This is a genomic window from Pseudoxanthomonas composti (genome assembly GCF_004122095.1).
Taxonomy (GTDB): domain Bacteria; phylum Pseudomonadota; class Gammaproteobacteria; order Xanthomonadales; family Xanthomonadaceae; genus Pseudoxanthomonas_A; species Pseudoxanthomonas_A composti.
Map to the genome: position 1 here is coordinate 1 of NZ_SAWZ01000014.1, position 21,117 is coordinate 21,117.

The 21,117-nt window shown below is 68.6% G+C and carries 18 protein-coding genes; 5 read left to right on the top strand and 13 right to left on the bottom strand.

The annotated features are described in order from the left end of the window. Nucleotides 1-262: 262 nt before the first annotated feature. The 5 genes from EPA99_RS17670 to EPA99_RS17690 are packed head-to-tail and all read right to left on the bottom strand — an operon-like array spanning nt 263 to nt 5,889. Nucleotides 263-1,336 carry an acyltransferase family protein gene (locus EPA99_RS17670; RefSeq protein WP_425479243.1) on the bottom strand — a complete coding sequence of 358 codons (1,074 nt, stop codon included), beginning with the start codon at nt 1,334-1,336 and terminating at the stop codon, nt 263-265. Further along, complete coding sequence (gene nagA / locus EPA99_RS17675) at nt 1,333-2,484, bottom strand: N-acetylglucosamine-6-phosphate deacetylase (RefSeq protein ID WP_129472582.1); 1,152 nt, start codon at nt 2,482-2,484, stop codon at nt 1,333-1,335. The genes EPA99_RS17670 and nagA overlap by 4 nt, the downstream gene beginning before the upstream one ends. Continuing rightward, nucleotides 2,481-3,521, bottom strand: a complete 1,041-nt coding sequence (locus EPA99_RS17680) for an SIS domain-containing protein (protein WP_129472583.1) — start codon at nt 3,519-3,521, stop codon at nt 2,481-2,483. Before EPA99_RS17680 ends, nagA begins: the two co-directional genes overlap by 4 nt. Before the next feature lie 10 nt (nt 3,522-3,531). Continuing rightward, nucleotides 3,532-4,599, bottom strand: a complete 1,068-nt coding sequence (locus EPA99_RS17685) for a LacI family DNA-binding transcriptional regulator (RefSeq protein WP_129472584.1) — start codon at nt 4,597-4,599, stop codon at nt 3,532-3,534. Between the two features lie 27 nt (nt 4,600-4,626). Next, nucleotides 4,627-5,889, bottom strand: coding sequence for a sugar MFS transporter (locus tag EPA99_RS17690; protein WP_129472585.1), 1,263 nt, complete (start codon nt 5,887-5,889; stop codon nt 4,627-4,629). 416 nt (nt 5,890-6,305) lie between these two features. Between EPA99_RS17690 and EPA99_RS17695 the strand changes: the two genes are divergently transcribed. From EPA99_RS17695 to EPA99_RS17705, 3 genes are all read left to right on the top strand, one after another. Further along, nucleotides 6,306-7,331 carry a glucokinase family protein gene (locus EPA99_RS17695; protein ID WP_241688456.1) on the top strand — a complete coding sequence of 342 codons (1,026 nt, stop codon included), beginning with the start codon at nt 6,306-6,308 and terminating at the stop codon, nt 7,329-7,331. Nucleotides 7,332-7,457: 126 nt separating this feature from the next. Next, nucleotides 7,458-10,109 (top strand): TonB-dependent receptor, encoded by a 2,652-nt coding sequence (locus tag EPA99_RS17700; RefSeq protein ID WP_129472587.1) that lies wholly within the window; start codon nt 7,458-7,460, stop codon nt 10,107-10,109. 199 nt (nt 10,110-10,308) lie between these two features. Continuing rightward, nucleotides 10,309-12,588: a beta-N-acetylhexosaminidase gene (locus EPA99_RS17705; RefSeq protein ID WP_241688457.1), complete on the top strand. Its 2,280-nt coding sequence runs from the start codon at nt 10,309-10,311 to the stop codon at nt 12,586-12,588. Between the two features lie 99 nt (nt 12,589-12,687). On the opposite strand, the gene EPA99_RS17710 is transcribed toward EPA99_RS17705, so the two are convergent. Both EPA99_RS17710 and EPA99_RS17715 read right to left on the bottom strand, forming a co-directional pair. Then, a complete protein-coding gene (locus EPA99_RS17710) occupies nt 12,688-13,098 on the bottom strand; it encodes a VanZ family protein (protein WP_129472589.1) in 411 nt (136 codons plus the stop codon). Next, nucleotides 13,086-14,267, bottom strand: coding sequence for a class I SAM-dependent methyltransferase (locus EPA99_RS17715; RefSeq protein WP_129472590.1), 1,182 nt, complete (start codon nt 14,265-14,267; stop codon nt 13,086-13,088). Before EPA99_RS17715 ends, EPA99_RS17710 begins: the two co-directional genes overlap by 13 nt. Before the next feature lie 118 nt (nt 14,268-14,385). Between EPA99_RS17715 and EPA99_RS17720 the strand changes: the two genes are divergently transcribed. After that, nucleotides 14,386-15,219, top strand: coding sequence for a proteasome-type protease (locus tag EPA99_RS17720; protein ID WP_129472638.1), 834 nt, complete (start codon nt 14,386-14,388; stop codon nt 15,217-15,219). Between the two features lie 6 nt (nt 15,220-15,225). Here EPA99_RS17720 and EPA99_RS17725 read toward each other — a convergent pair whose 3' ends face one another. The 3 genes from EPA99_RS17725 to EPA99_RS17735 are packed head-to-tail and all read right to left on the bottom strand — an operon-like array spanning nt 15,226 to nt 18,074. After that, nucleotides 15,226-15,651, bottom strand: a complete 426-nt coding sequence (locus EPA99_RS17725) for a PH domain-containing protein (protein ID WP_129472591.1) — start codon at nt 15,649-15,651, stop codon at nt 15,226-15,228. Nucleotides 15,652-15,681: 30 nt separating this feature from the next. Continuing rightward, on the bottom strand, nt 15,682-16,623 hold the full coding sequence (locus EPA99_RS17730) for an alpha-E domain-containing protein (RefSeq protein ID WP_129472592.1): 942 nt from the start codon (nt 16,621-16,623) through the stop codon (nt 15,682-15,684). After that, entirely contained in the window at nt 16,623-18,074 is a 1,452-nt protein-coding gene (locus EPA99_RS17735) for a circularly permuted type 2 ATP-grasp protein (protein WP_129472593.1), read from the bottom strand. Before EPA99_RS17735 ends, EPA99_RS17730 begins: the two co-directional genes overlap by 1 nt. A 222-nt stretch (nt 18,075-18,296) precedes the next feature. Here EPA99_RS17735 and EPA99_RS17740 point away from each other — a divergent pair, with 222 nt between their 5' ends. Beyond that, nucleotides 18,297-19,040, top strand: a complete 744-nt coding sequence (locus EPA99_RS17740; protein ID WP_129472594.1) for a pteridine reductase — start codon at nt 18,297-18,299, stop codon at nt 19,038-19,040. Nucleotides 19,041-19,182: 142 nt separating this feature from the next. Here EPA99_RS17740 and EPA99_RS17745 read toward each other — a convergent pair whose 3' ends face one another. From EPA99_RS17745 to tsaD, 3 genes are read right to left on the bottom strand one after another with little or no spacing between them, the layout of a single operon-like run. Then, nucleotides 19,183-19,602, bottom strand: a complete 420-nt coding sequence (locus EPA99_RS17745; RefSeq protein ID WP_129472595.1) for a 2-amino-4-hydroxy-6-hydroxymethyldihydropteridine diphosphokinase — start codon at nt 19,600-19,602, stop codon at nt 19,183-19,185. Further along, nucleotides 19,599-19,985 (bottom strand): dihydroneopterin aldolase, encoded by a 387-nt coding sequence (folB, locus tag EPA99_RS17750; RefSeq protein ID WP_129472596.1) that lies wholly within the window; start codon nt 19,983-19,985, stop codon nt 19,599-19,601. The genes EPA99_RS17745 and folB overlap by 4 nt, the downstream gene beginning before the upstream one ends. After that, nucleotides 19,982-21,016 (bottom strand): tRNA (adenosine(37)-N6)-threonylcarbamoyltransferase complex transferase subunit TsaD, encoded by a 1,035-nt coding sequence (tsaD, locus tag EPA99_RS17755; protein WP_129472597.1) that lies wholly within the window; start codon nt 21,014-21,016, stop codon nt 19,982-19,984. Before tsaD ends, folB begins: the two co-directional genes overlap by 4 nt. Nucleotides 21,017-21,117 lie beyond the last annotated feature (101 nt).

Below are 21,117 nucleotides of genomic sequence, written 5' to 3' on the forward strand. Positions count from 1 at the left end.
GGACGGCGCTCAACTCGCTTCGCTCAAACAGGCGCGCCTCTTCGCCCGTTTTTTCCTCCGGTGCTCGGCGAGCTTTACGGCTCCAAAGGTCAAGGGCGAAGATCAACAGCAACAGCAACAGCAACAGCAACGGCAACGGCAACGGCAACAGCTTCGCCATCCAACTCACGCCAGTGGGAGAAGGGACTGCAGAGGCGCGCAGCGATCTCGTCGCCCTGCCGAGGAACTCTCTCCGAACACGCTGACTCGGCAGCGCGACCAGTCAGATCTTGATCACCAGCCCACGGCGCTGCATCCACCGCGCGACGCACCACCACACGCCAACGAAAGCCAACGCGAACGCCAGCGAAGGCAGCTTGGGCCCGAAGCGCGGGGTCATCCAGTCGGCGAAGCCGACGCGATAGATCGTCTCCCACCAGCCCAGCCCGGCCAGCGCATAGACCATCAGCGCCGAACCCGCATACACCGTGATGGCGTTGATGCCGAACGCCTTGCCCAGCGGCGGCAACCCGCGGCGATCGATCAGCTGGTGGAACAACCACAAGCCCAGCAGCGCCCAGCCCGCGGTCCACAGCACGAACGAGGGCGTCCATAGATTCTTGTTGAACGGCAACCACGGCGACCAGGCCGCGCCCAGCACCAGCAGCATCAGTCCGGCCACCGGCAACCAGGCACTGCGCCCCAGCCGTAACCATTGCCCCGCCACCACCCCCAGCAGGGTCGTGGCCAGGGCCGGCAGCGTGCTCAGCAGGCCCTCGGGGTCATGACCCAGCCCGGTGGCGGGATCGAACTCGTACACCAGGGGTCCCAGCAGCGCAGTGTCCAGCCGGCTGGCCAGATTGGTGAACGGTGCGTAGCCGGATGGGGCCATCAGCGCCCAGTCGGCCAGCAGGAGGCCGATGGCCAGCGCGCCGAGCGACAAGGGCCTGGCCCAGGTCGCCAGCAGCCCGGCCGCGAAAAAGCACAGCCCGATCCGTTGCAGCACGCCCCAGGGGCGGAAGTGCGGCTTGTCCAGGCACCACATCGCCACCGCGTGCAGGGCCAGGCCGAGCAGCACGATCTTCAGCGCACGCCAGGCAATACGGCCCCGCAGGCCGCCCAGCGCACCGCCAGCCTCCACCCGCGGCACGATGCCCAGGGCGATGGACACGCCCACCACGAACAGGAAAAACGGGAAGATCAGGTCGGTCGGCGTGCAGCCATGCCAGTGCGCATGCAGCAGCGGCGCGTAGACGTGCGACCAATCGCCGGGGTTATTGACCAGCAGCATCGCCGCCACGGTGATGCCGCGCAGGGCATCGACCGAATCGAACCGTCTTGCGTGCATGCCGGTCAGGCCGCGCTGGCGCGGCCGCCGATCCAGGTCTGGACCACGCCCAGTTGCGCATCCAGCGCCACCAGGTCCGCGCGCAGGCCCGGCGCGATGCTGCCGCGCTCGTGCTCCAGCTTGAGGAACTGGGCCGGATACAGCGCGGCCATGCGCACGGCCTCCTCCAGGGACAGCCCCAGCAGCTGCACGCTGTTGCGCACCGCGCTGGCCATGTCCAGCGCCGAGCCGGCCAGCGAACCGGCGGCATTGCGCACCACGCCATCGACCGCGGTGATGGTCTCGCCGTAGAGGTCGAAGCTGGGGCTGGCATCGCCCACCATCGGCATGGCATCGGTCACCAGCAGGACCTTGCCGCGCGGCTTGGCCGCCAGCGCCACGCGCAGCGAGCCCGGATGCACGTGTACGCCATCGACGATGACCCCGCACCAGCTGTCGGCATCCTCCAGCGCCGCGCCCACCGCGCCCGGCTCGCGCCCCTGCAGCGGCGACATGGCGTTGTAGAGGTGGGTGAAGCCGCGCAGGCCGGCCTGCAGGCCCGCCCGGACCTGCTCGTAGGTCGCCGCCGTGTGCCCGGCCACCACCATCGCCCCACGCGCGCAGAACGCGGCGATGCGCTCGGGGCCGATCACTTCCGGTGCCACCGTCAGCAGGGTCAGGCCGTTGTCCAGCGCGGTGACCATTTCGATCTCGTCGGCATCGGGCACGCGAAAGCGCTGCATGTCGTGCGTGCCCTTGCGCGCCGGCGCCAGGTACGGCCCTTCCAGGTGCACGCCCAGCACGCCATCCACGCCCTGGGCGATGGCCTGGCGCGTAGCGTCGATGGCCGTGCGCATGACGTCCGCGCCGTCGCTGATCAGGGTCGGCAGGAAGGCGGTGGTGCCGAACTTGCGGTGCGCCTTGCCGATGGCCTCGATGCCTGCAGCGGTGGGCGTGTTGTTGAACAGCACCCCGCCACCGCCGTTGACCTGGATGTCGATGAAGCCTGGCGCCAGCCAGGCCCCCTGCAGGTCGCGCAGGTCATCGGTGTGCGCCTTGGCGCCGGCGGTGTCGGTCACGGCGGCGATGCGGCCATCGCGAACCACCACCGCCCCCTCCTCGATCAGTCCCTGCGCCGCCAGGACGCGCGCGTTGACCAGGGCGAAGGACGTGCTCATACGGTTTCGGTGACCTTGTTCAGATGCGGCGGCACGTCGGGATTGTGGCCACGCGCCAGTGCCAGGGCGTTGATCGCCTTGTAGAAGCTCTGGATGGTCAGCAGCGGCGCGCAGGCCGGATGTGGCGGCGCCGCCAGCGGCAGATCGCCGTGGGCCGAGGCAACCCACACCTGCGCGCCGCGGCCGCGGAACTCCTCGGCCAGGGCCAGGGTGCCGGCCTCGGTGCCATCGGGCTGGGCGAAGCACAGCACCGGGAAGCCCTCACCCACCAGCGCCATCGGCCCGTGCTTCACCTCGGCCGAGCTATAGGCCTCGGCGTGCAGGCCGCAGGTTTCCTTGAACTTCAATGCCGCTTCCTGCGCCGCGCCCAGGCCCAGGCCACGGCCGAGCACGAACAGGTTGTGCGCCCCGGTCAGGCCGGTGGTCAGGCTGGACCAGTCCGATTGCCAGGCGCTGCGCAGGGCCTGCGGCAGGGTCTCCAGCGCGGCCAGCAGCTTCGGCTCCCGCGACCACTGCGCAGCCAGCTGCAGCAGTGCCGCCAGCGAGGCCAGGTAGCTCTTGGTGGCGGCCACCGACTTCTCCGGGCCGGCGCACAGCGGGATCACCGTGTCGGCCAGCTGCGCCAGCGGCGAATCCTCCACGTTCACCAGCGCCACCACGCGCGCGCCGGCGGCCTTGGCGGCTTCGGCATTGCGCAGCAGGTCCGGGCTCTTGCCCGACTGCGAGATGGCGATGAACAAGGCGCCGGCCAGCTTCAACGGCGCGGCGTAGACCGAGCCGATCGAAGGCGAGGCCGAGGCGGTGACGATGCCCAGCTGGGTCTCGAACAGGTACTTGGCGAAGGTCGCCGCGTGGTCGGAGCTGCCGCGCGCGCAGGTGGCGATGAACGGCGGCGGGTTGGCGCGCAGTTCGGCGGCCAGCGCCGCCACCGTGTCGTGGTTGCGCGCGAACTGCGCGGCCACGACATCGCCGGTGGAGGCGGCTTCGTTGAACATCAGGGTCTGGTCTGCCTGCGGCAGCGGTGCGGCGGAATTCATAGGCGTCGAATCAGGCACTCTGGGTCTTGGCCTCGGCGCGCGCGGGGCGCACCGGGGCGGTGGAACCGCGCACGACCAGCTGCGGCGTGAAGCCCTGGTTGTGCAGGGCGATGGGCGTATCGGCGTAGGCGTCCTGGCGCAGGCGCGCGATCAGCAGGCGCGCGGCCTGCTTGGCGATGTCCTCGGTGGCCTGCTTGGCCGTGGTCAGCGGCGGCCAGGACTGCTTGGAGAACGGGCTGTCCTCGAAGCCGGCGATGGACAAGTCGTAGGGCACGTTCATGCCGGCGGACTTGGCCGCGGCCAGCACGCCGGCGGCGATCTCGTCGTTGGAGCCGAAGATCGCCGTGGGCGGCTCGCGCAGCGCCAGCAGCCGACGCGCGCCGCGGAAGCCATCGTCGAAGGTGTAGTCGCCGGGAATCACCAGGTGCTTGTCCGGGCTGATGCCGTAGTCCTTCAGCGCCTGCTCGTAGCCGGCATGGCGCTCGGTGGAGGAGCGATGCGCCATCCCCCCCATCAAAAAGCCGATGCGCTGGTGACCCAGCTGGATCAGGTGCTCGGTGATTTCGTAGGCCGCATCGCGATCGTCCACGTAGACGCAGGGCGGGCCGTCGCCGGGGTCCTCGGTGGCGGCGATGATGCGCACCAGCTGCACCCCGCGCGCGCTGAGCGCGGCGATCAGCTCGGGCCGCTCGGACATCGGCGCGGTCAGCACCAGCCCGGCCAGGCGCGAGCGTTGCACGAACTCGGCCAGCTCCTCGGCCAGCAGCGGCGAGGTCGAATCGCAGGGCTGGATCTGCAGGCCGAAGCCGGTCTCCCGGCACGCGGCCAGCACGCCGTTCTGCACGCCGATGATGTGGTACGGGTTGGGGTTGTCGTAGACCAGCCCGATCACGAAGGGCGTGGCGCTGCGCAGGTTGCGCGCGGCCGGGTCGGGCTCGTAGTCCAGCTCGGCGATGGCGTGCAGCACGCGCGCGCGTGTGCCCTGCATCACCGAGGGCTCGTTGTTGATCACCCGCGAGACGGTCTTCAGCGAGACCTTCGCGCGTTCGGCAACGTCCTTGATCGTGGGTCGGCGCATGGGGATCCTATGGAGCGAGGAGGCCAATCAGCCCCGGCCTGCCAAGCGCTGTCCGGCGCGGTAGCCGCGCAGCGCGAAGAACAGGATGTACAGGTAGCAGGGCACGGCCAGGCCGGCGAACACCCACTGGAAATCGTAGTGCTGCTTGAGCACGGCGAAGGCCTGCGGGATCAGCGCGCCGCCGGCGATGCCCATCACCAGCAGCGCCGATCCGGTCTCGGTGAAACGACCCAGGCCCTTGATCGCCAGCGGGAAGATCGCCGGCCACATCATCGCGTTGGCAAAGCCCAGCGCGGCCACGAACCCCACCGACACGTAGCCATGGGTCAGCAGTGCGGCAATGGCGAACGCCACGCCCAACAGCGCCGAGACGGCCAGATAGGCCTGCTGGGAAAACACGCGCGGGATGGTCACCAGCCCCACCACATAGCCCAGCAGCATGGCGCCCAGGGTGAAGGAGGTGAAGAACTTGGTCTCGTCCAGCGGCAGGCCGAAGCCATTGCCATAGGTGCCGATGGCATCGCCGGCGAGCACCTCCACGCCGACGTAGACGAACAGGCACAGCACGCCCAGCCACAGATGCGGGAACTGGAAAATGCTGCCGCGCGCACTTGCGCCATCGGTGGACGCGTTGGCCTCGCTGCTCTTCAGTTCCGGCAGCGGCGAGAAGACGATGAACACCGCCACCAGCACCAGCACGCCGGCCATCGTCATGTAGGGGCCGTGGATTTTCGCGGCAAAGGCGGTGAGCAACTGCGCCTTGGTTGCCGCATCGGCCGCGGCGACCTGCGCGGACAGATCGCCGATGCCGTGCAGTACCAGCGAGCCGATCACGATGGGCGCCAGGATGCCGGCGATCTTGTTGCACAGGCCCATGGCGGCGATGCGCCGGGCCGCGGTCTCGATCGGCCCCAGGATGCTCACGTAGGGATTGACCGCCGTCTGCAGCAGCGCCAGGCCGCCGCCGATCACGAACAGCCCCGACAGCGCGCCGGCATACCAACGCTGGGTGGAGAACTGGCCGAACATCGCCGCGCCCACCGCCATCACCAGCAGGCTGAGCGCCAGGCCCTTTTTCAGGCCCGTCGCGCGCATCACCGCCGCCGCCGGCAGCGCCAGGACGAAATAGGAGATGTAGAACACGAACACCACCAGGAAGGCGTTGACCTCGTTCAGGTCGAAGGCCAGCCGCACGAAGGTGATCAGCGGCCCGTTGATCCAGGTGAAGAAACCGATGATGAAGAACAGCAGGCCGGTCACGGCCAGGGCGGAGGTGTTTCGGTTTGACATGGATCACGACCCGGTAGGACGCCGGTACCGCGGAAGGCCGGCAGGACTGGGATCTTCCCCGAAGACCCCTGTGGTGGACATGCGGGACTAACGTTGTCACAAGGGCGCCGGCTTTGCCAAGCCTCGCGCTTGCGAGCGAGGGTTGGACCGCGCCGCATCGAGCGCAAGTGCATTCGCCTTTGGTCGTAGCACGCCGCACGGCTGCAACCGATTCCAGGAGCGACTTCAAAACAATAAGGAGCGCCGACCGAGGGACCGCGCTCAGGCACCCCCTGTGTCCGGGAATCCCTGACGTTGGCGTCATGTAAAAAAATCATGACGATCTGTTGACAACGTTGTCAGCGGATCGCAAAACTCCAGGTCATGCCACGGCGGCGCCGCTGTCCAGGGCCGCATACCGCCATCGGGGACGATCCGTGCTTTCCAACGCCACCTCCGGTTCCACCCTCGCCTCCTCGCGCCAGCCGTTCATCGCGGCCGACGTCGGCGGCACGCACGTGCGCATCGGCCTGGTGCACGCCACCGGCGACGCCGCGCGCCCGGTGGACGTGGTCAATTACCGCAAGTACGCCTGCGCGGCCTACCCGGGGCTGGCCGAGATCATCGGCGACTTCCTGGGTACGCTCGATGGCGGCACCGCCGAGTGCGGCGTGATCGCCAGCGCCGGCTTTCCGCTGGAAGACGGCACGGTGATCACCGCCAACCTGCCCTGGCGGCTGTCCCCGCGCGAGATCCAGCAGCGCCTGGGGCTGCGCGACCTGCGGCTGGTCAACGATTTCGAAGCCGTGGCCTACGCCGCGGCGCTGGTGGGCGACAACGAGGTGCTGCGCCTGACCGGCCCGGCCACCGCCTCCGAGCGCGGCCCGACCCTGGTGCTGGGACCTGGCACCGGCCTGGGTGCGGCGGTGTGGATCCCCAACGCCCACGGCGCCACCGTGCTGGCCACCGAGGCCGGACAGGCCGCGCTCAGCGCGGGCAACCCGCTGGAGCTGGCGCTGCTGGAGCGCATGCTGGCCCGGCAGCCGCACGTCCCGGTGGAATCGGCGCTGTCCGGCCCGGGCCTGCTCAATCTCTACGGCCTGCTGTGCGAACTGCGGGGCCAGGCACCGGCGCACGCCACGCCCGGCGAGGTCACCGCCGCCGCCACGCGTGGCGATGACCCGCTGGCGCGCGAGGCGCTCGAGGTGTTCTGCGGATTCCTGGGCAGCGCCGTGGGCGACATGGCCCTGCTGTACGGCATCACCGGCGGGGTCTACCTGGCCGGCGGGATCCTGCCGCAGATCCGCGAGTTCCTGCTGCAGAGCCGCTTCGTCGAGCGCTTCCTCAACAAGGGACCGATGCGAGCGGCGCTGGAGCGCATTCCCGTGCGACTGGTCGAGCACGGACAACTGGGAGTTCTGGGTGCCGCCAACTGGTACCTCGGCCAGACGCAACACGCATGAGCAGATCACGTGCGGGCGCCAGGGGGCGTTCGCACGCAGGCAGTGAAGGATCGGCAAGACCGTCGTACCACGCACAGGCACTGGCAGCGCGCTGCCACCACTCAACAACAGTGATGGGGAAGCATCATGAACTGTAAGAAGTCCCTCCTCTCCGCGGCGATCCTGACCAGCATCGGGTTCGCTGCGCAGGCGCAGCAGGCCAGCACCACGCAGGCGACCGATCTGGACACCGTGGTGGTGACCGGTATCCGCGCCAGTCTCGAAAAGTCGCTGGATACCAAGCGTTACAACACCACCGTGTCAGAGGCGATCACCGCTGAAGACATCGGCAAGTTCCCGAGCACCAACGTGGCCGAGGCCTTTTCGCAGATCCCGGGCGTGACCCTGGATCGCCGCTTCGGCCAGGGCGAACGCGTCAGCATCGACGGCACCGATCCCAGCCTCAACCTGTCCTTCATCGACGGCCACCCGGTGGCGCAGGCGATCTGGCTGTACGGCGAACAGCCCAACCGTGGCTTCGACTACACCCTGCTGGCACCGCAGATCCTCGGCCGCGCCGAAATCATCAAGTCTTCCGAAGCGCGCCTGACCGAAGGCAGCCTTGGCGGCACCGTGCTGATGCATACCCGCCAGCCGCTGGACCTGAAGGCCAACGAGATCGCCGCGTCGGTCGGCTACAGCTATAGCGAACAGGCCAGCGAAGGCAAGCCCAACGCCTCGGTGCTCTACAGCTGGAAGAACGACCAGGAAACCTTCGGCGTCACCGCCTCGGCGCAGCACTACGAGGAGCGCGTGGACCGCCAGGGCATGGAAGTGTTCGGCTACGCCAAGGCCTCGTCCTTCCCGAACGCCGCCGCCGCGGGCCTGGACCCGAACGCCGATGTGCCCAACTCGGTCAACGCGGCGTGGTTCCAGCAGGACCGCAAGCGCGACAGCGCCGTGGTCAACCTGCAGCTCAAGCCCTCCGATGCACTGGAGTTCAACCTGAGCGGCTTGTACATCAAGGAAAACTTCGACAACTACAACCAGTCGATGTACAGCTTCCTGACCTGGAACCCGGGCACCCAGAACGCCGTGGACCAGCTCAACCAAGGTCCGAACGGCGTGGTCACCAGTGGACATTCCACCGCCAACGCGGCGGCCAACAGCGGCACGGTGATCTACGATAACAACGTGCGTGAGTCCGAAGTCACCACCAAGGGGCTGGACCTGCGCGGCGCGTTCAAGGGCGAGGGCTGGGGCGTGAGCGGCCAGGTCGGCCAGAGCAAGTCCGACAACAAGAACATGTCGCAGTTCTTCATCGAGCCGTTCTACAACGGCGGCTTCAGTTGGGACCTCAACCGCGGCATTACCTTCGACGATTCCGCCGCTGCGCGCGACCCCGCCAACTGGAACTCGGCCGGCGGTTGGTTCGGTAACAACGGTATCTTCTCCACCGAGAGCAAGGACACCTATGGACAGGCCGACTTCAACGTCATGTTCGATAGCGCATTCAACAAGCTGTCCTTCGGCGTGCGCCAGGCCAAGCACGAGGAGTCTTTCCAGCTCGGTGTGTTCGGCGGGGTGCGTCCCGGTTCGCTCGCCGACGTCGGTACGATCGGTCTGACCGACATTCAGGGCTTTTCTCCCGACCATGGCCAGCATATCCAGGCCGGTCGCGGCAACGTGCTGGATTGGATCCGCGGCAGCAACATCAACTATGCCTTCGATGCACAGGATCCGGGCAGCTACCTCAACAACACCTGGGCGCTGGAGCAGACCAACACCGCCGGCTACGTGCAGATGGACTTCGCCACCGACGGCGCGCTGCGCGGCAACTTCGGCGTGCGCTACGTGCGCTCCAAGACCGATGGCAGCGGCTTCGTCTACAGCGGCACGCCCACGCTGGAGGACCTGGACAGCAAGTGGCAGACCCGCAGCAAGACCGAGGACTTCTTCCTTCCCTCGGTGAACCTGGTGTTCGATGCCAGCAACGACTGGGTGTTCCGCTTCGCCGCGGCCAAGGTCATCGCCTGGGCGCCGTACAACCAGATGGTGAACAACACCTTCCTCAACGATACCCAGCTCACCGGCAGCGGCGGCAATGCCGAACTCTCGCCGTACGAGTCCTGGAACTTCAACGTCTCGGCCGAGTACTACTTCGACACCGAGGCCGTTGCGGCGTGGTCGGTGTTCTACAAGAAGATCGACAACTACATCGACACCTCGGCTGTCGTCGAGCGTCAGTACAACTCGATCCGCGACACCTCCCCGGCTGACTGGGCGGCCAACTACGTCGGCTCGCGCGGTTGCACCGCGGATGGCTATTGCGACTACAGCATCCAGCGTCCGCGCAATGCCGGCGAAGGCGAGGTCAAGGGCTTCACCGCCAGCTTCCAGCAGCCCTTCGGCGACAGCGGCTTCGGCGTGACGTCCAGCTTCACCTACGCCGATGGCGAGAACAACACCGGCGATCCGCTGCCCTACCAGTCCAAGACGAGCTTTGCCATCAGCCCGTACTACGACAAGGGCATCGTCAACGCCCGCCTGACCTACAACCACCGTTCCAGCTACCTGGCCGGCGGTTACGTGGCTGGCGCCGCCCCGGCCTCGGTCGACGCGTACACCGAGCTGGGCGCCAGCGTCGGCATCCGCTTCACCGACAACCTGTCGCTGCAGATCGATGCGCAAAACCTCCTGGACGAGGAGTACTTCCAGTACCTGGGCGACAAGGACCACATCGCCGGTCGTTACAAGAGTGGCCCGCGCTACATGGCGACGTTGAACTTCAAGTTCTAAGGACGCAGTCTCGCCGCACAGTGACGGAACACTGCACGGGCCCGGTTCGCCGGGCCCGTGGTTGTTTTGGGGATCGGTGCGCACCGCGCACGCGCCTGCCGCCCGCATGCGTTGCAGGGCGTCAAGGCGATTCCCGCAGACACGCTACAGTCCAATGACGATGCGCCTGGCGCGTCGACGCACATGGAGAACCGATTCGATGCGATGCCCACGCTCCACCCGCTGGCTGCTGGCCGCGCTGCTGCCGCTGGCGCTGCTGTCCACCACGCAGGCCGCCACGACGCCGCTGATCCCCGCCCCGGCCCATGCCCAGGCCGGTGAAGGACAGTTCCTGCTGGATGCGCAGGTGCGCGTGGGCGCCGGCCCGGACGCGCAGGCCGCCGCCGCGCAGTTCGTGGCGCTGCTGGCGCGCAGCGGCGGCCCGCAACTGGCGCAGGACGGCAAGACCGGCGGCAAGGACAAGCGCATCGTGTTCGTGCTGGACCGCAAGGCCGCCAGCACGCCCGAGGGCTACACCCTGGAGGTCACGCCACAGCGCGCGACCGTGCGCGCGGCCGATCCACGCGGCCTGTTCTACGGCGCCATGAGCCTGTGGCAGCTGATCCCCACGGGCGAGGCTGGCCAGCCCAGGCCGATCGCCGCGGTGAAAATCGAGGACGCGCCGCGTTTTGCCTGGCGCGGACTGATGCTGGACTCGGCGCGCCACTTCCAGCAGGTCGATGAGATCAAGGCGCTGCTCGATGCCATGGCGGTGCACAAGCTCAACACCTTCCACTGGCACCTGGTCGACGACCAGGGCTGGCGCATGCCGGTGGACAAGTACCCCAAGCTGATCGAGGTCGGCAGCTGTCGCGTGCCCGCCGGCGATGCCGGCAAGGCCGCCGATGGCAGCCCGGCCACCTACTGCGGCTACTACACCCATGCGCAGATCCGCGAGGTGGTGGCGTATGCGGCCAAGCTGCACATCGAGGTCGTGCCGGAGATCGACATCCCCGGCCACGCCACCGCCGCCATTGCCGCCTACCCGCAGCTGGGCATGCTGGACACGCCGCTGAAGGTGGGCAACGAGTGGGGCGTGTATCCGAACCTGTTCAACGCCGACGAGCCGACGATGCAGTTCATCGAGGACGTGCTGGCGCAGGTGATCGACCTGTTTCCCGGGCGCTATGTACACGTCGGCGGCGATGAGGCGGTCAAGGACCAGTGGCAGGCCTCGCCGAAGATGCAGGCGCGCATGCGCGCGCTGGGCGTGAACAACGAGATGGAAATGCAGAGCTGGATGATCAAGCGCATGGAGCGCTTCCTGGTCGCCCACCAGCGCCGGCTGATCGGCTGGGACGAGATCCTGGAAGGCGGCCTGCCGCCGGAGGCCACAGTGATGTCCTGGCGCGGCATCGAGGGCGGCATCGACGCGGCCCGGCAAGGCCATGACGTGGTGATGTCGCCGGTCACCCACCTGTACCTGGACTACCTGCAGACGCGCTCGCCCGACGAGCCGCCGGGCCGGCCGGCGACGATCGACCTGGAGAAGGTCTACGGGTTCGAGCCGGTGCCGAGCGCGCTGGATGCGCAGCAGCGCACGCACATCATCGGCGTGCAGGCCAACACCTTCACCGAGCACATGCGCAGCTTCGCGCGCGTGCAGCACGCGATCTTCCCGCGCCTGGCGGCCCTGGCCGAGACCGCGTGGAGCCCGCAGGCCGACAAGGACTACGCCAGCTTCCTGGCACGCCTGCCGGCGCTGCTGGCGCACTACCGGGCGTTGGGCATCGATTACGCCGCCACGCCGTTCCAGGCGCAGTTCACCGTGCAGGGCGATGCCCGTGCGGGCAAGGCGACCGTGCAGCTGAGCGAGCCACTGGGCTACCCGCTGCGCTACACCACCGACGGCAGCGCCCCCACGGCCGCCTCACCGCTGTACAGCGCGCCGCTGGCCTTGACGTTGCCGGCCACCGTGCAGGCGCAGGTGTTTATTGAGGGGCAGGCCTTGGCACCGGCCACCTCGCGCGCGCTCAGCGCGGCCTCGCTGCGCACGCGCAGCGACGAGGAGCTGGCCATGTGCACCAACCAGCTGATGCTGCGCCTGGAGGACGACGGCCCGCGCGAGGGGCCGCGCGAGATCTTCAACGTCGACATCTTCAACCCGTGCTGGACCTGGAAGCAGGCCGACCTGCGCCAGATCCGCAGCCTGCGCATACGCGCCGGGCGCCTGCCCTACCTGTTCCAGCTGGCCCACGACGAGTCCCATCGCGGCTTCAAGCCGGCCAGCACCGCCCACGGCGAACTGGTGGTGCGCAACGGCTGCGAGGGCCCCACGCTGGCCACCGTGCCGATGCCGGGCAAGCTCGACCCCGATGGTTTCGTCGACATCACCGTGCCGCTCAAGCGCGCCCCGGCGCAGGCGGACCTGTGCGTATGGTTCACCGGCGATACGCGGCCGGAGATGTGGGTGCTGGATCGGATGACGCTCGAGGAGTGAGTGGCTAAGAGCGAGGAGTGAGTGGATGAAGCGAGGAGTGAGGAGTGAGCGTGGTGCAAGACGCTCACCGCTTTTCGCTCACTCCTCACTCCTCTGCGCTCACTCCTGCTTTTCCGGATCGAGCCTGACCAGCAGGTTCCGCAGCGGCGTCCACGCCGTGGCCAGGCCCAGCAGCACGCCCACCGTGTCGGCCAGTGCGTCCAGCGCATCGGCGCTGCGGTCGGCGGTCAGGGCGCCCTGGGCGAACTCGATCAGCACGCCCAGCATCACCAGCCAGGCACAGGCGCGCAGCAGGCCGCGGCGCGTGGCGAACAGCTGCACCGCGGCGGCGGCCAGGACGAAATAGGCCAGCGCGTGTTCGACCTTGTCCCCGCCGTCGGGCACCTGCGGCAGGCTGGCACCCGGCAGCAGGCACACCACCACCACCGCGACATTGGCCAACAGCCACAGCGCCAGCCACAGCCGCGGATGGCCCAGCGGCTTGAGCCCGGGGATGCTCACAGCCGCCATGTCAGGTCCCCCACCAGGAAGGCCGGGCCGAAGTCCACGCCGCGCGAGAACCCCATCGCCTGGAAGCGCTCGCCCATCTCGCTGGGCAGGGTCAGGCGCTTGGCCTGGTTGGCAAAGCGCAGCGACAGCACCTCATCGCCACGCGCCTGCACTTCCTCCAGCCGCTGCGGCAAACCGTTGCCCAGCAGGAAACTGGCCTGGGTGCAGTAGCCGGCCAGCTCGAAGCCGGCACCCGTGCCGGCCTCGGCTAGGGCGGTGAAATCCACCGAGGCGGTCAGGTCCTGCAGGCCCGGCCAGCGGTGGAGGTCGTTGTGGGTCTGGTGCCGGTAGAAGGCACGCAGGGTGCCGCCCTCGCGTTCGGACAGGTAGTACTCGCGACGCGGATGGCCGTAATCGATGAACAGCAGCGCGCCGGCCTGCAGCTGGCCGATCACCGCCTGCACCCAATACGGGAGCTGCGGCAGCAGCTCGGAGCGGTAGCCATCGGCGAACGGCGTTTCCAGGTAGCGCTCGACATGGCGCACGCCGGCCGCCAGCAAGGCGTCGGCCGGCCGATCGGTGGCGATGAACCGGCCCTGGCCATCCAGCGCGACGTGCTCCTCGAATACCTCGCCATCGCGCAGGGTGAAGCGCGGCGTCGGCAGCGCGTCGATGACCTCGTTGGCGAACACCACGCCCTGCCAGGCTTGCGCTGGCGGGCTGTCCAGCCATTCCACGCAGGCGAACACCGGCGGAATCAGGCCGCGGCCCAGGCGCTCGCGCTGGCGCTCGCGCAGGTCGGCCGAGGGCTCCAGGATCATGTAGCGCGCCGGCATCGCGTCCAGCTGCAGCAGGCGCTTGAGCACGGTCTCGGCGAAGGCGCCGCTACCGCCGCCGATTTCCATGAACTGCGCCTCCGGTCCCAGCTGCTGCAGCACCGGCGCCAGCGCATCGGCCACGCAGGTGGCGAACAGCGGCCCCAATTCAGGCGCGGTGACGAAGTCCCCCGCCTGCCCGAATTTGGTGGCACCGGCGCTGTAATAGCCCAGCCCGGGCGCGTACAGGCAACGCTCCATGAAGCGCGAGAACGGCATGCTGCCGCCGGAGGCGGCGATTTCTTCGCGGAGATGACGCGCCAGCGTGTCGCTATGGGCCAGCGCGGCGGCGTCTGGCGTGGGGAGTTCAGGCATGTGACCAAACAACGGCAGATGAAACCGTCATGGTACGCGCTGCGCCCGTGATCGATCAGGGTAGCCATCCCCCGGATGCCCCCCTATGATCGGGTGGCACTACTTTCACGGCTTCGACATGACCTACTGCGTCGGCATTGAAGTGGACGAAGGCCTGATCTTCGCCGCAGACACCCGCACCAGCGCCTCGTTCGACGATGTGCGCGTGTATCGCAAGATGCACATCTTCGAGTTTCCGGGCGACCGGGTGTTCGTGATCATGTCCGCCGGCAATCTGGCCACTACCCAGCTGACGCTGTCGCGGCTCAAGCGCGACCTGGAAGATCCCGACGCCCCCCGCAGCCTGCGCAGCTTCTCGCACCTGTACGAGGTGGCTGAGTACATCGGCGAGGTGCTGGTCTCCAGCCAGGCCCGGGTCAGCGACGAGGCCCAGCAGAGCGGGGTCAGCGTGCAGTCCACCCTGATCCTGGGCGGGCAGATCGCCGGCGAGCGGCCCGGCCTGTACCTGGTCTATCCGCTGGGCAACTGCATTGCCACCTCGCCGGAAACGCCCTACCTGCAGATCGGCGAATCCAAGTACGGCAAGCCGATCCTGGACCGCATCATCCGCGCCAGCACCAGCCTGGAAGACGCCGCCCGCTGCGCACTGGTGTCGCTGGATTCGACCATCCGCTCCAATCTGTCGGTGGGCATGCCCATCGACATGGCGCTGATCAAGGCCGGCGACCTGCGCATCACCCAGAAGATGCGGCTGGAAGCGGACACGCCGCTCTACGCCGAGATCCACGACACCTGGTCGCGCAAGCTGGAGGCGGCCGTGCACAGCCTGCCCAGCTTCCCCTGGGAGCAGGGCCGCAGCACCGAACCGGTGGTGGCCAGCGCCGGTCCCCGGGTGCCGCCGCGCCGCACCGCGCCGCGGCTTGATCCGGGCGATGTGCAGGGCCAGCAATAACGACGCTCAGCGCGTGCCCTGTGCCTCGCGCAGGGCGGCAAGTTCGTCCAGGAACGCCTGCCGCTCGCGGGGCGAGATCAGCACGCTGCGCCAGCGCCCATAGTCCACCCGCAGCCGGTCCAGCGACAGCGCCGGCCCCGACATCAGGCTGCGGGTCGGGGTCACCGCGCGAATCTCGGACAAGGCGATGCGCCAGCGGAACGGCCCGCAGCGCACCAGCAGGCGCTCGGCGGTGAGCTGGTAGCGCGTATCCAGCAGCAGCCACAGCGGCAGGACCAGCGCAGGCAGCACGCCCAGAAACGTCGCCAGACCGCCCGCTGAAGGGCCATGCAGCCAACCCCAGGCCACCGTGCCGGCCGAGAGCATCAGCGGCAGCGCCAGGCAGCAGGCGATGAAGCCATCCACCGCGGACACGTAGGGACGGGATTGCATGGGCCACCTCCTGTGGCGGGCCTGCGGCCCTCAGCTGTAGAAATAGCCCTGCACGATGGCGTTGTGCAGATCGCCCAGCTGCACCTGCACCTCGTCCATGAACTTGGCCGGGTTGTGCGCGGCCAGCCAGGCCGGGTCGGCGTTGCGGGTAATGCCGACCACGCGGTTGAAGTGGCGGTCCACCGCCGGGCGCGGCGGCATGCCCGGCAGCACGCGCTGGGCGCGCGAGAGGCAGAACACCACGCTGCGCGGGAAGTCGCCGTTCTGCAGCAGGAAGCGCAGCGCATGCTCGCCGGTGACCCGCTGGCGCACGTTGCGCCGGTACATCTGGTAGGCGGCCAGCGAGCGCAGCACCGCCATCCACTGCATGTTGCTGAAGGCCTCGCGGTCTTCTTCCTGGCGCGGGGTGATCAGCCCGGAGGCGCCGGCATCGATGATGCGCGTGGTCATGTCGGCCTGTTCGATGGCCGTGCCCAGGCGCATGAAGTTGAAGCCGATGTCGCGGCTCACGTTCGCCGTCAGCAGGCCGGAGACCTTCAGGCAGCCGTCGGCGATGCGGCTGATGAACTCGATGCGGTAGCGCCGGGTGATGGCGCGCTCGCCGTTACCCTCGATGTACAGGTGCAGGTCGTTGACCGCCTCCCACACTTCCTGCGGCAGGCTGTCGCGGATACCGCGCAGGATCTCGCGCGCGCCATCCACCGAGCTGCGCAACGAGGATGGGTTGAGCGGGTCCAGCAACAGGAAGCGCGAGACCTCCGCATCGCCCACATCGCCGCCTGCATCCGGATGCAGGCTCTCGAAGACCTCGCCGGCGCCCACCGTGTCGATCATCGGCCGCCAGGTGAAGCGCACCGAGCGCGGCAGGTCCAGCTGCAGCTGGCTGCCCACGCCGACCAGGCGCGCGGTGTTCTCGGCGCGGCGGATGTAGCGGCTGAACCAATACAGGTTGTCTGCGACGCGGGAGAGCATCAGAGACCCTCCTCATCGTCCAGGTCCACCACCCAGGTGTCCTTGGCGCCGCCGCCCTGGGAGGAGTTGACCACCAGCGAGCCGGCGGTCATGGCCACGCGGGTCAGCCCGCCGGTGGTCACGTAGGTGTCCTCGCGCGAGAGGATGAACGGGCGCAGGTCCAGGTGCCGCGGCGCCGGGCCGTCGTCGGTGACGATCGGCGCGGTGGACAGGTTGAGTGTGGGCTGGGCCATGTAGTTGCGCGGGTTGGCCTGGATCAGCTCACGGAACTTCTCCTGCTCGGCCTTGGTCGAGCGCGGGCCGATCAGCATGCCGTAGCCGCCGGACTCGTTGGCCGGCTTCACCACCAGCTGGTCGATGTGCTCCAGCACGTACTTGCGGTCCTTGTCGTCGTGGCACAGGTAGCTGGGCACGTTGGGCAGGATCGGCTCCTCGCCCAGGTAGTAGCGGATCATCTTGGGCACGTAGGCGAACACCACCTTGTCGTCGGCCACGCCCGCGCCCGGCGCGTTGGCCAGCGCCACCTTGCCGGCGCGCCAGCTGCGGATCAGGCCCGGCACGCCCAGCACCGAATCGGGGTGGAACACTTCCGGATCGATGAACAGGTCGTCCACGCGGCGATAGATCACATCCACGCGCTGCGGGCCATAGACCGTGCGCATGTAGGTGCAGTCGTCCTCGGCCACGAACAGGTCCGAGCCTTCCACCAGCTCGATGCCCATGGCCTGGGCCAGGTAGGCATGCTCGAAATAAGCGCTATTGAACACGCCCGGCGTCAGCAGCGCGATCACCGGCGCATCGCCCGGGCGCGGCGACAGCGCGGCCAGGGTGTCGTAGAGCTGGCTTGGGTATTCGTCCACCGGCAGGATCGAGCTGGTCTCGAACAGCTCGGGAAACACGCGCTTGGCGACCATGCGGTTCTCCAGCATGTAGCTCACGCCGGAGGGGATGCGCAGGTTGTCTTCCAGCGCGTACAGCGTGCCGTCGCCATCGCGCACCAGGTCCGAGCCGCAGATATGCGCCCACACGCCCAGCGGTGGTTTCACGCCCACGCACTGCTGGCGAAAGTTCACCGACTCCTCCAGCAGCATCGCCGGGAAGATGCGGTCCTTGACGATGCGCTGCTCGCCGTAGATGTCGCCGATGAACAGGTTCAGCGCCTGCATGCGCTGCTTCAGGCCGGCCTCGGTGACCTCCCACTCCTTGCGGGGGATCACCCGCGGGATCAGGTCGAACGGCAGCGTGCGGTCCACGTTGCGGCCGTCGGAGTACACGGTGAAGGTGATGCCCATGACCCGGGCGATGACGTCTGCGGCAAGCTGGCGTTCGGCCAGTTCGCGGCCGGACAGGCCGGCGAGGTACTCCACCAGGCGGCGCGCGGCGGGGCGTGGCCGGCCATCGGCCTGGATCAGCTCGTCATACGTGGAAGTCCGATACTTCTCCCAGTCCATTCGCTCCGTTCCGGTGCCGTGCGCGCCACCGGGCCGTGCCGCTGCAGGTGGATCGAACATGCCCGCCGGGGCCGCAAGCGTCAAGCGTTTCTGCGATGGTCGACACATCGCGGCGCTGGCCGCGGCACCGGCCCGGCATCTACCGAGGCCGGCGCCGCGCATCGGACGCCCACACGTGGCGCACTACAATCCCGCGCTCACAGTCCTGATGCGGGTCGACCGATGACGCCACACGCCCCTCCTGTCGCCCTGGTCACCGGCGCGGCCCGCCGCATCGGCGCGGAGATCGCCCGCGCCCTGCATGCCGATGGCTACCGGGTGGTCCTGCACTACCGCGGCTCGCAACAGGCCGCGCAGGCCCTGCAGGCCGAACTGGAGGCCGCACGGGCGGACAGCACGCTACTGGTGCAGGCCGACCTGGCGCAGCTGGATGCGCTCGCTGCGATGGTCCAGGCCACGATGGCGCGCTTCGGCCGGCTGGATGCGTTGGTCAACAACGCCTCGGCCTACTACGCCACGCCGGTAGGCCAGGCCACGGCCGAGCACTGGGACGACCTGTTCGCCTCCAACGCGCGTGGGCCATTCTTTCTTTCGCAGGCGGCCGCGCCGCACCTGCGCGCCAGCGGCGGGGCCATCGTCAACCTGGCCGACATCTACGCCGAGCGCCCCCTGCCGCAGCACACCGTCTACTGCATGGCCAAGGCCGCCCTGGTGATGATGACGCGCTCGCTGGCGCGCGAACTGGCGCCACAGGTGCGCGTCAACGCCATCGCCCCTGGCAACATCCTGTGGTCGGACAACCCGGTCAAGGCCGACACCGAGGCCATGCTGCACGAGCGCGTGGCCCTGCAACGCCAGGGCAGCCCCCAGGCTATCGTTTCGACCGTGCGCTGGCTGCTGACCGGCAACGACTATGTCACCGGGCAGGTAGTGGCGGTGGATGGGGGGCGGCTGTTGTATGTCTAGTGAGGAACGAGTGGAGAGGAACGAGGAACGAGTGCTAGAGGCAGGAACGAGTGAGAAGGAACGAGAAACGAGTGTCCGCCGCCACGGCGGCGTCTGCCTTGCTTTCACTCGTTCCTCGTTTCTCGTTTCTCGTTTCTAGCTTCTAGCGCCTCACCACGCGCCCCACCAACTCCCGGAACAACGCGTGCTCCAGCTTGCCGGCGTTCTCCCACAGCATCCGGCCCTGGGCGTCGCATTCGCCGACCAGGTCGATGTCGATGGCGCAGGCGCCTTCGCCCTCGCCGCGGCCCAGCCGCTGCTCCAGCGTCTTGAGCCAGGCGCCGAAGGCCTCGCGCGGCAGGCTGGAGGCGAACAGCAGGGCCTGGTTGACGTAGCGGTCGCCGTCGCCGGGCACCACGCTGTCGGCGTGCACCACGCCCGAGCGCGCCAGCACCTTGCCGCGCTGCTTGAGCAGGTCGCGCGCGCGTCGCAGCTGCTGCTCGCGGCGGGACTCGCCCGCCTCGGCCACCGGCGAGCTCGCGCTGCCCAGCAGCAGGATGTAGCGATAGGTTTCGGTGCTCATGCGCGCTCCCGCTGCCGCGTGATCTGCACGCCCACGCCGCCTCGGGCGGCGGGCACGGCATGGGGTTTGGTGACACGCAGGGCAATGGCGTGCATCGGAAATTCGGCCAGCAGCTGCGCGGCGATGTGCTCGGCCAGCGCCTCCACCAACTGGTACTGCGATTGCGCGCACAGCACGGCGATGCGCTCGGACACGGCCGCGTAGTCGATGGTGTCGCCCAGCGCGTCGCTGGCGCCGGCAGGGCGGTTGTCCTTGGCCATGCGTACATCGAAACGCAGCGGCTGCGGCGCACCGCGCTCGAAGTCGTAGACGCCGATCAGCGCCTGCACCTGCAGGTCGTCGATGAAGATCTCATCGCTACCCTGGAAAGGATCGACGCTCATGCCGGCGCCACCGGCGAAAGCTGGGCCATGTCCCAGCGCGGGGTGACCTTCACCTGCGCGTCGTCGTGCTGGCCGGCCTGCAGGCGCAGCGCGCCAGCGAAGGCGATCATCGCGCCGTTGTCGGTGCACAGCGCCGGGCGCGGGAAGCACACCCGACCGCCGCGACGCTGCGCCATGTCCTGCAGCTTGGCGCGCAGGCGCTTGTTGGCGCCCACGCCACCGGCCACCACCAGCACATCGCTACCGGCCGCATCCAGTGCGCGCTGGCATTTGATCGCCAGCGTATCGACCACCGCGTCCTCGAACCCGCGCGCGATATCGGCCCGCGTGGTCTCGCCCTGGTCGCTGTCGCGCCAGGCCAGCAGCACCTGGGTCTTCAAGCCGGAGAAGCTGAAATCCAGCCCCGGGCGATCGGTCATCGGTCGCGAGAACTTGAAGGCGCCGGGGGTTCCGGCCTCGGCCAGCTTGGCCAGCTGCGGACCGCCTGGATACGGCAGGCCCATCAACTTGGCGGTCTTGTCGAAGGCCTCGCCGGCGGCATCGTCCAGCGTCTCGCCCAGCAGGCGATAGCGGCCGATCTCCTCCACCGCCACCAGCTGGGTGTGGCCACCGGACACCAGCAACGCCACGAACGGCGCCTGCGGCGGATCGTCTTCCATCAGCGGGGCCAGCAGGTGGCCTTCCATGTGGTGCACGCCGATGGCCGGCAGCTCCAGCGCCCAGGCCAGCGCCCGCGCCACGCCGGCGCCGACCAGCAGCGCGCCCACCAGGCCCGGGCCCGCGGTGTAGGCCACGCCGTCCAGCTCGCGCGTGGACAAGCCGGCCTCGGCCAGGGTCTGGCGGATCAGCGGCAAGAGTTTGCGCACGTGGTCGCGGCTGGCCAGCTCGGGGACCACGCCGCCGTATTCGGCGTGCAGCGCGATCTGGCTGTAGACCGCGTGCGCGCGCAATGCCTGCACGCCGGACAGCGCGGTGTCGTAGACCGCCACGCCGGTCTCGTCACAGGAGGTTTCGATGCCAAGGACTTTCATGACGTGCAGGATGGGGCCAGATGGCCGCCGATGCCAGTGGCGGGCTTGCGCGGGGCCGTGCGCGCCGCTATAGTGCGCGGCTCACCGGGTTTGTGCCCGGT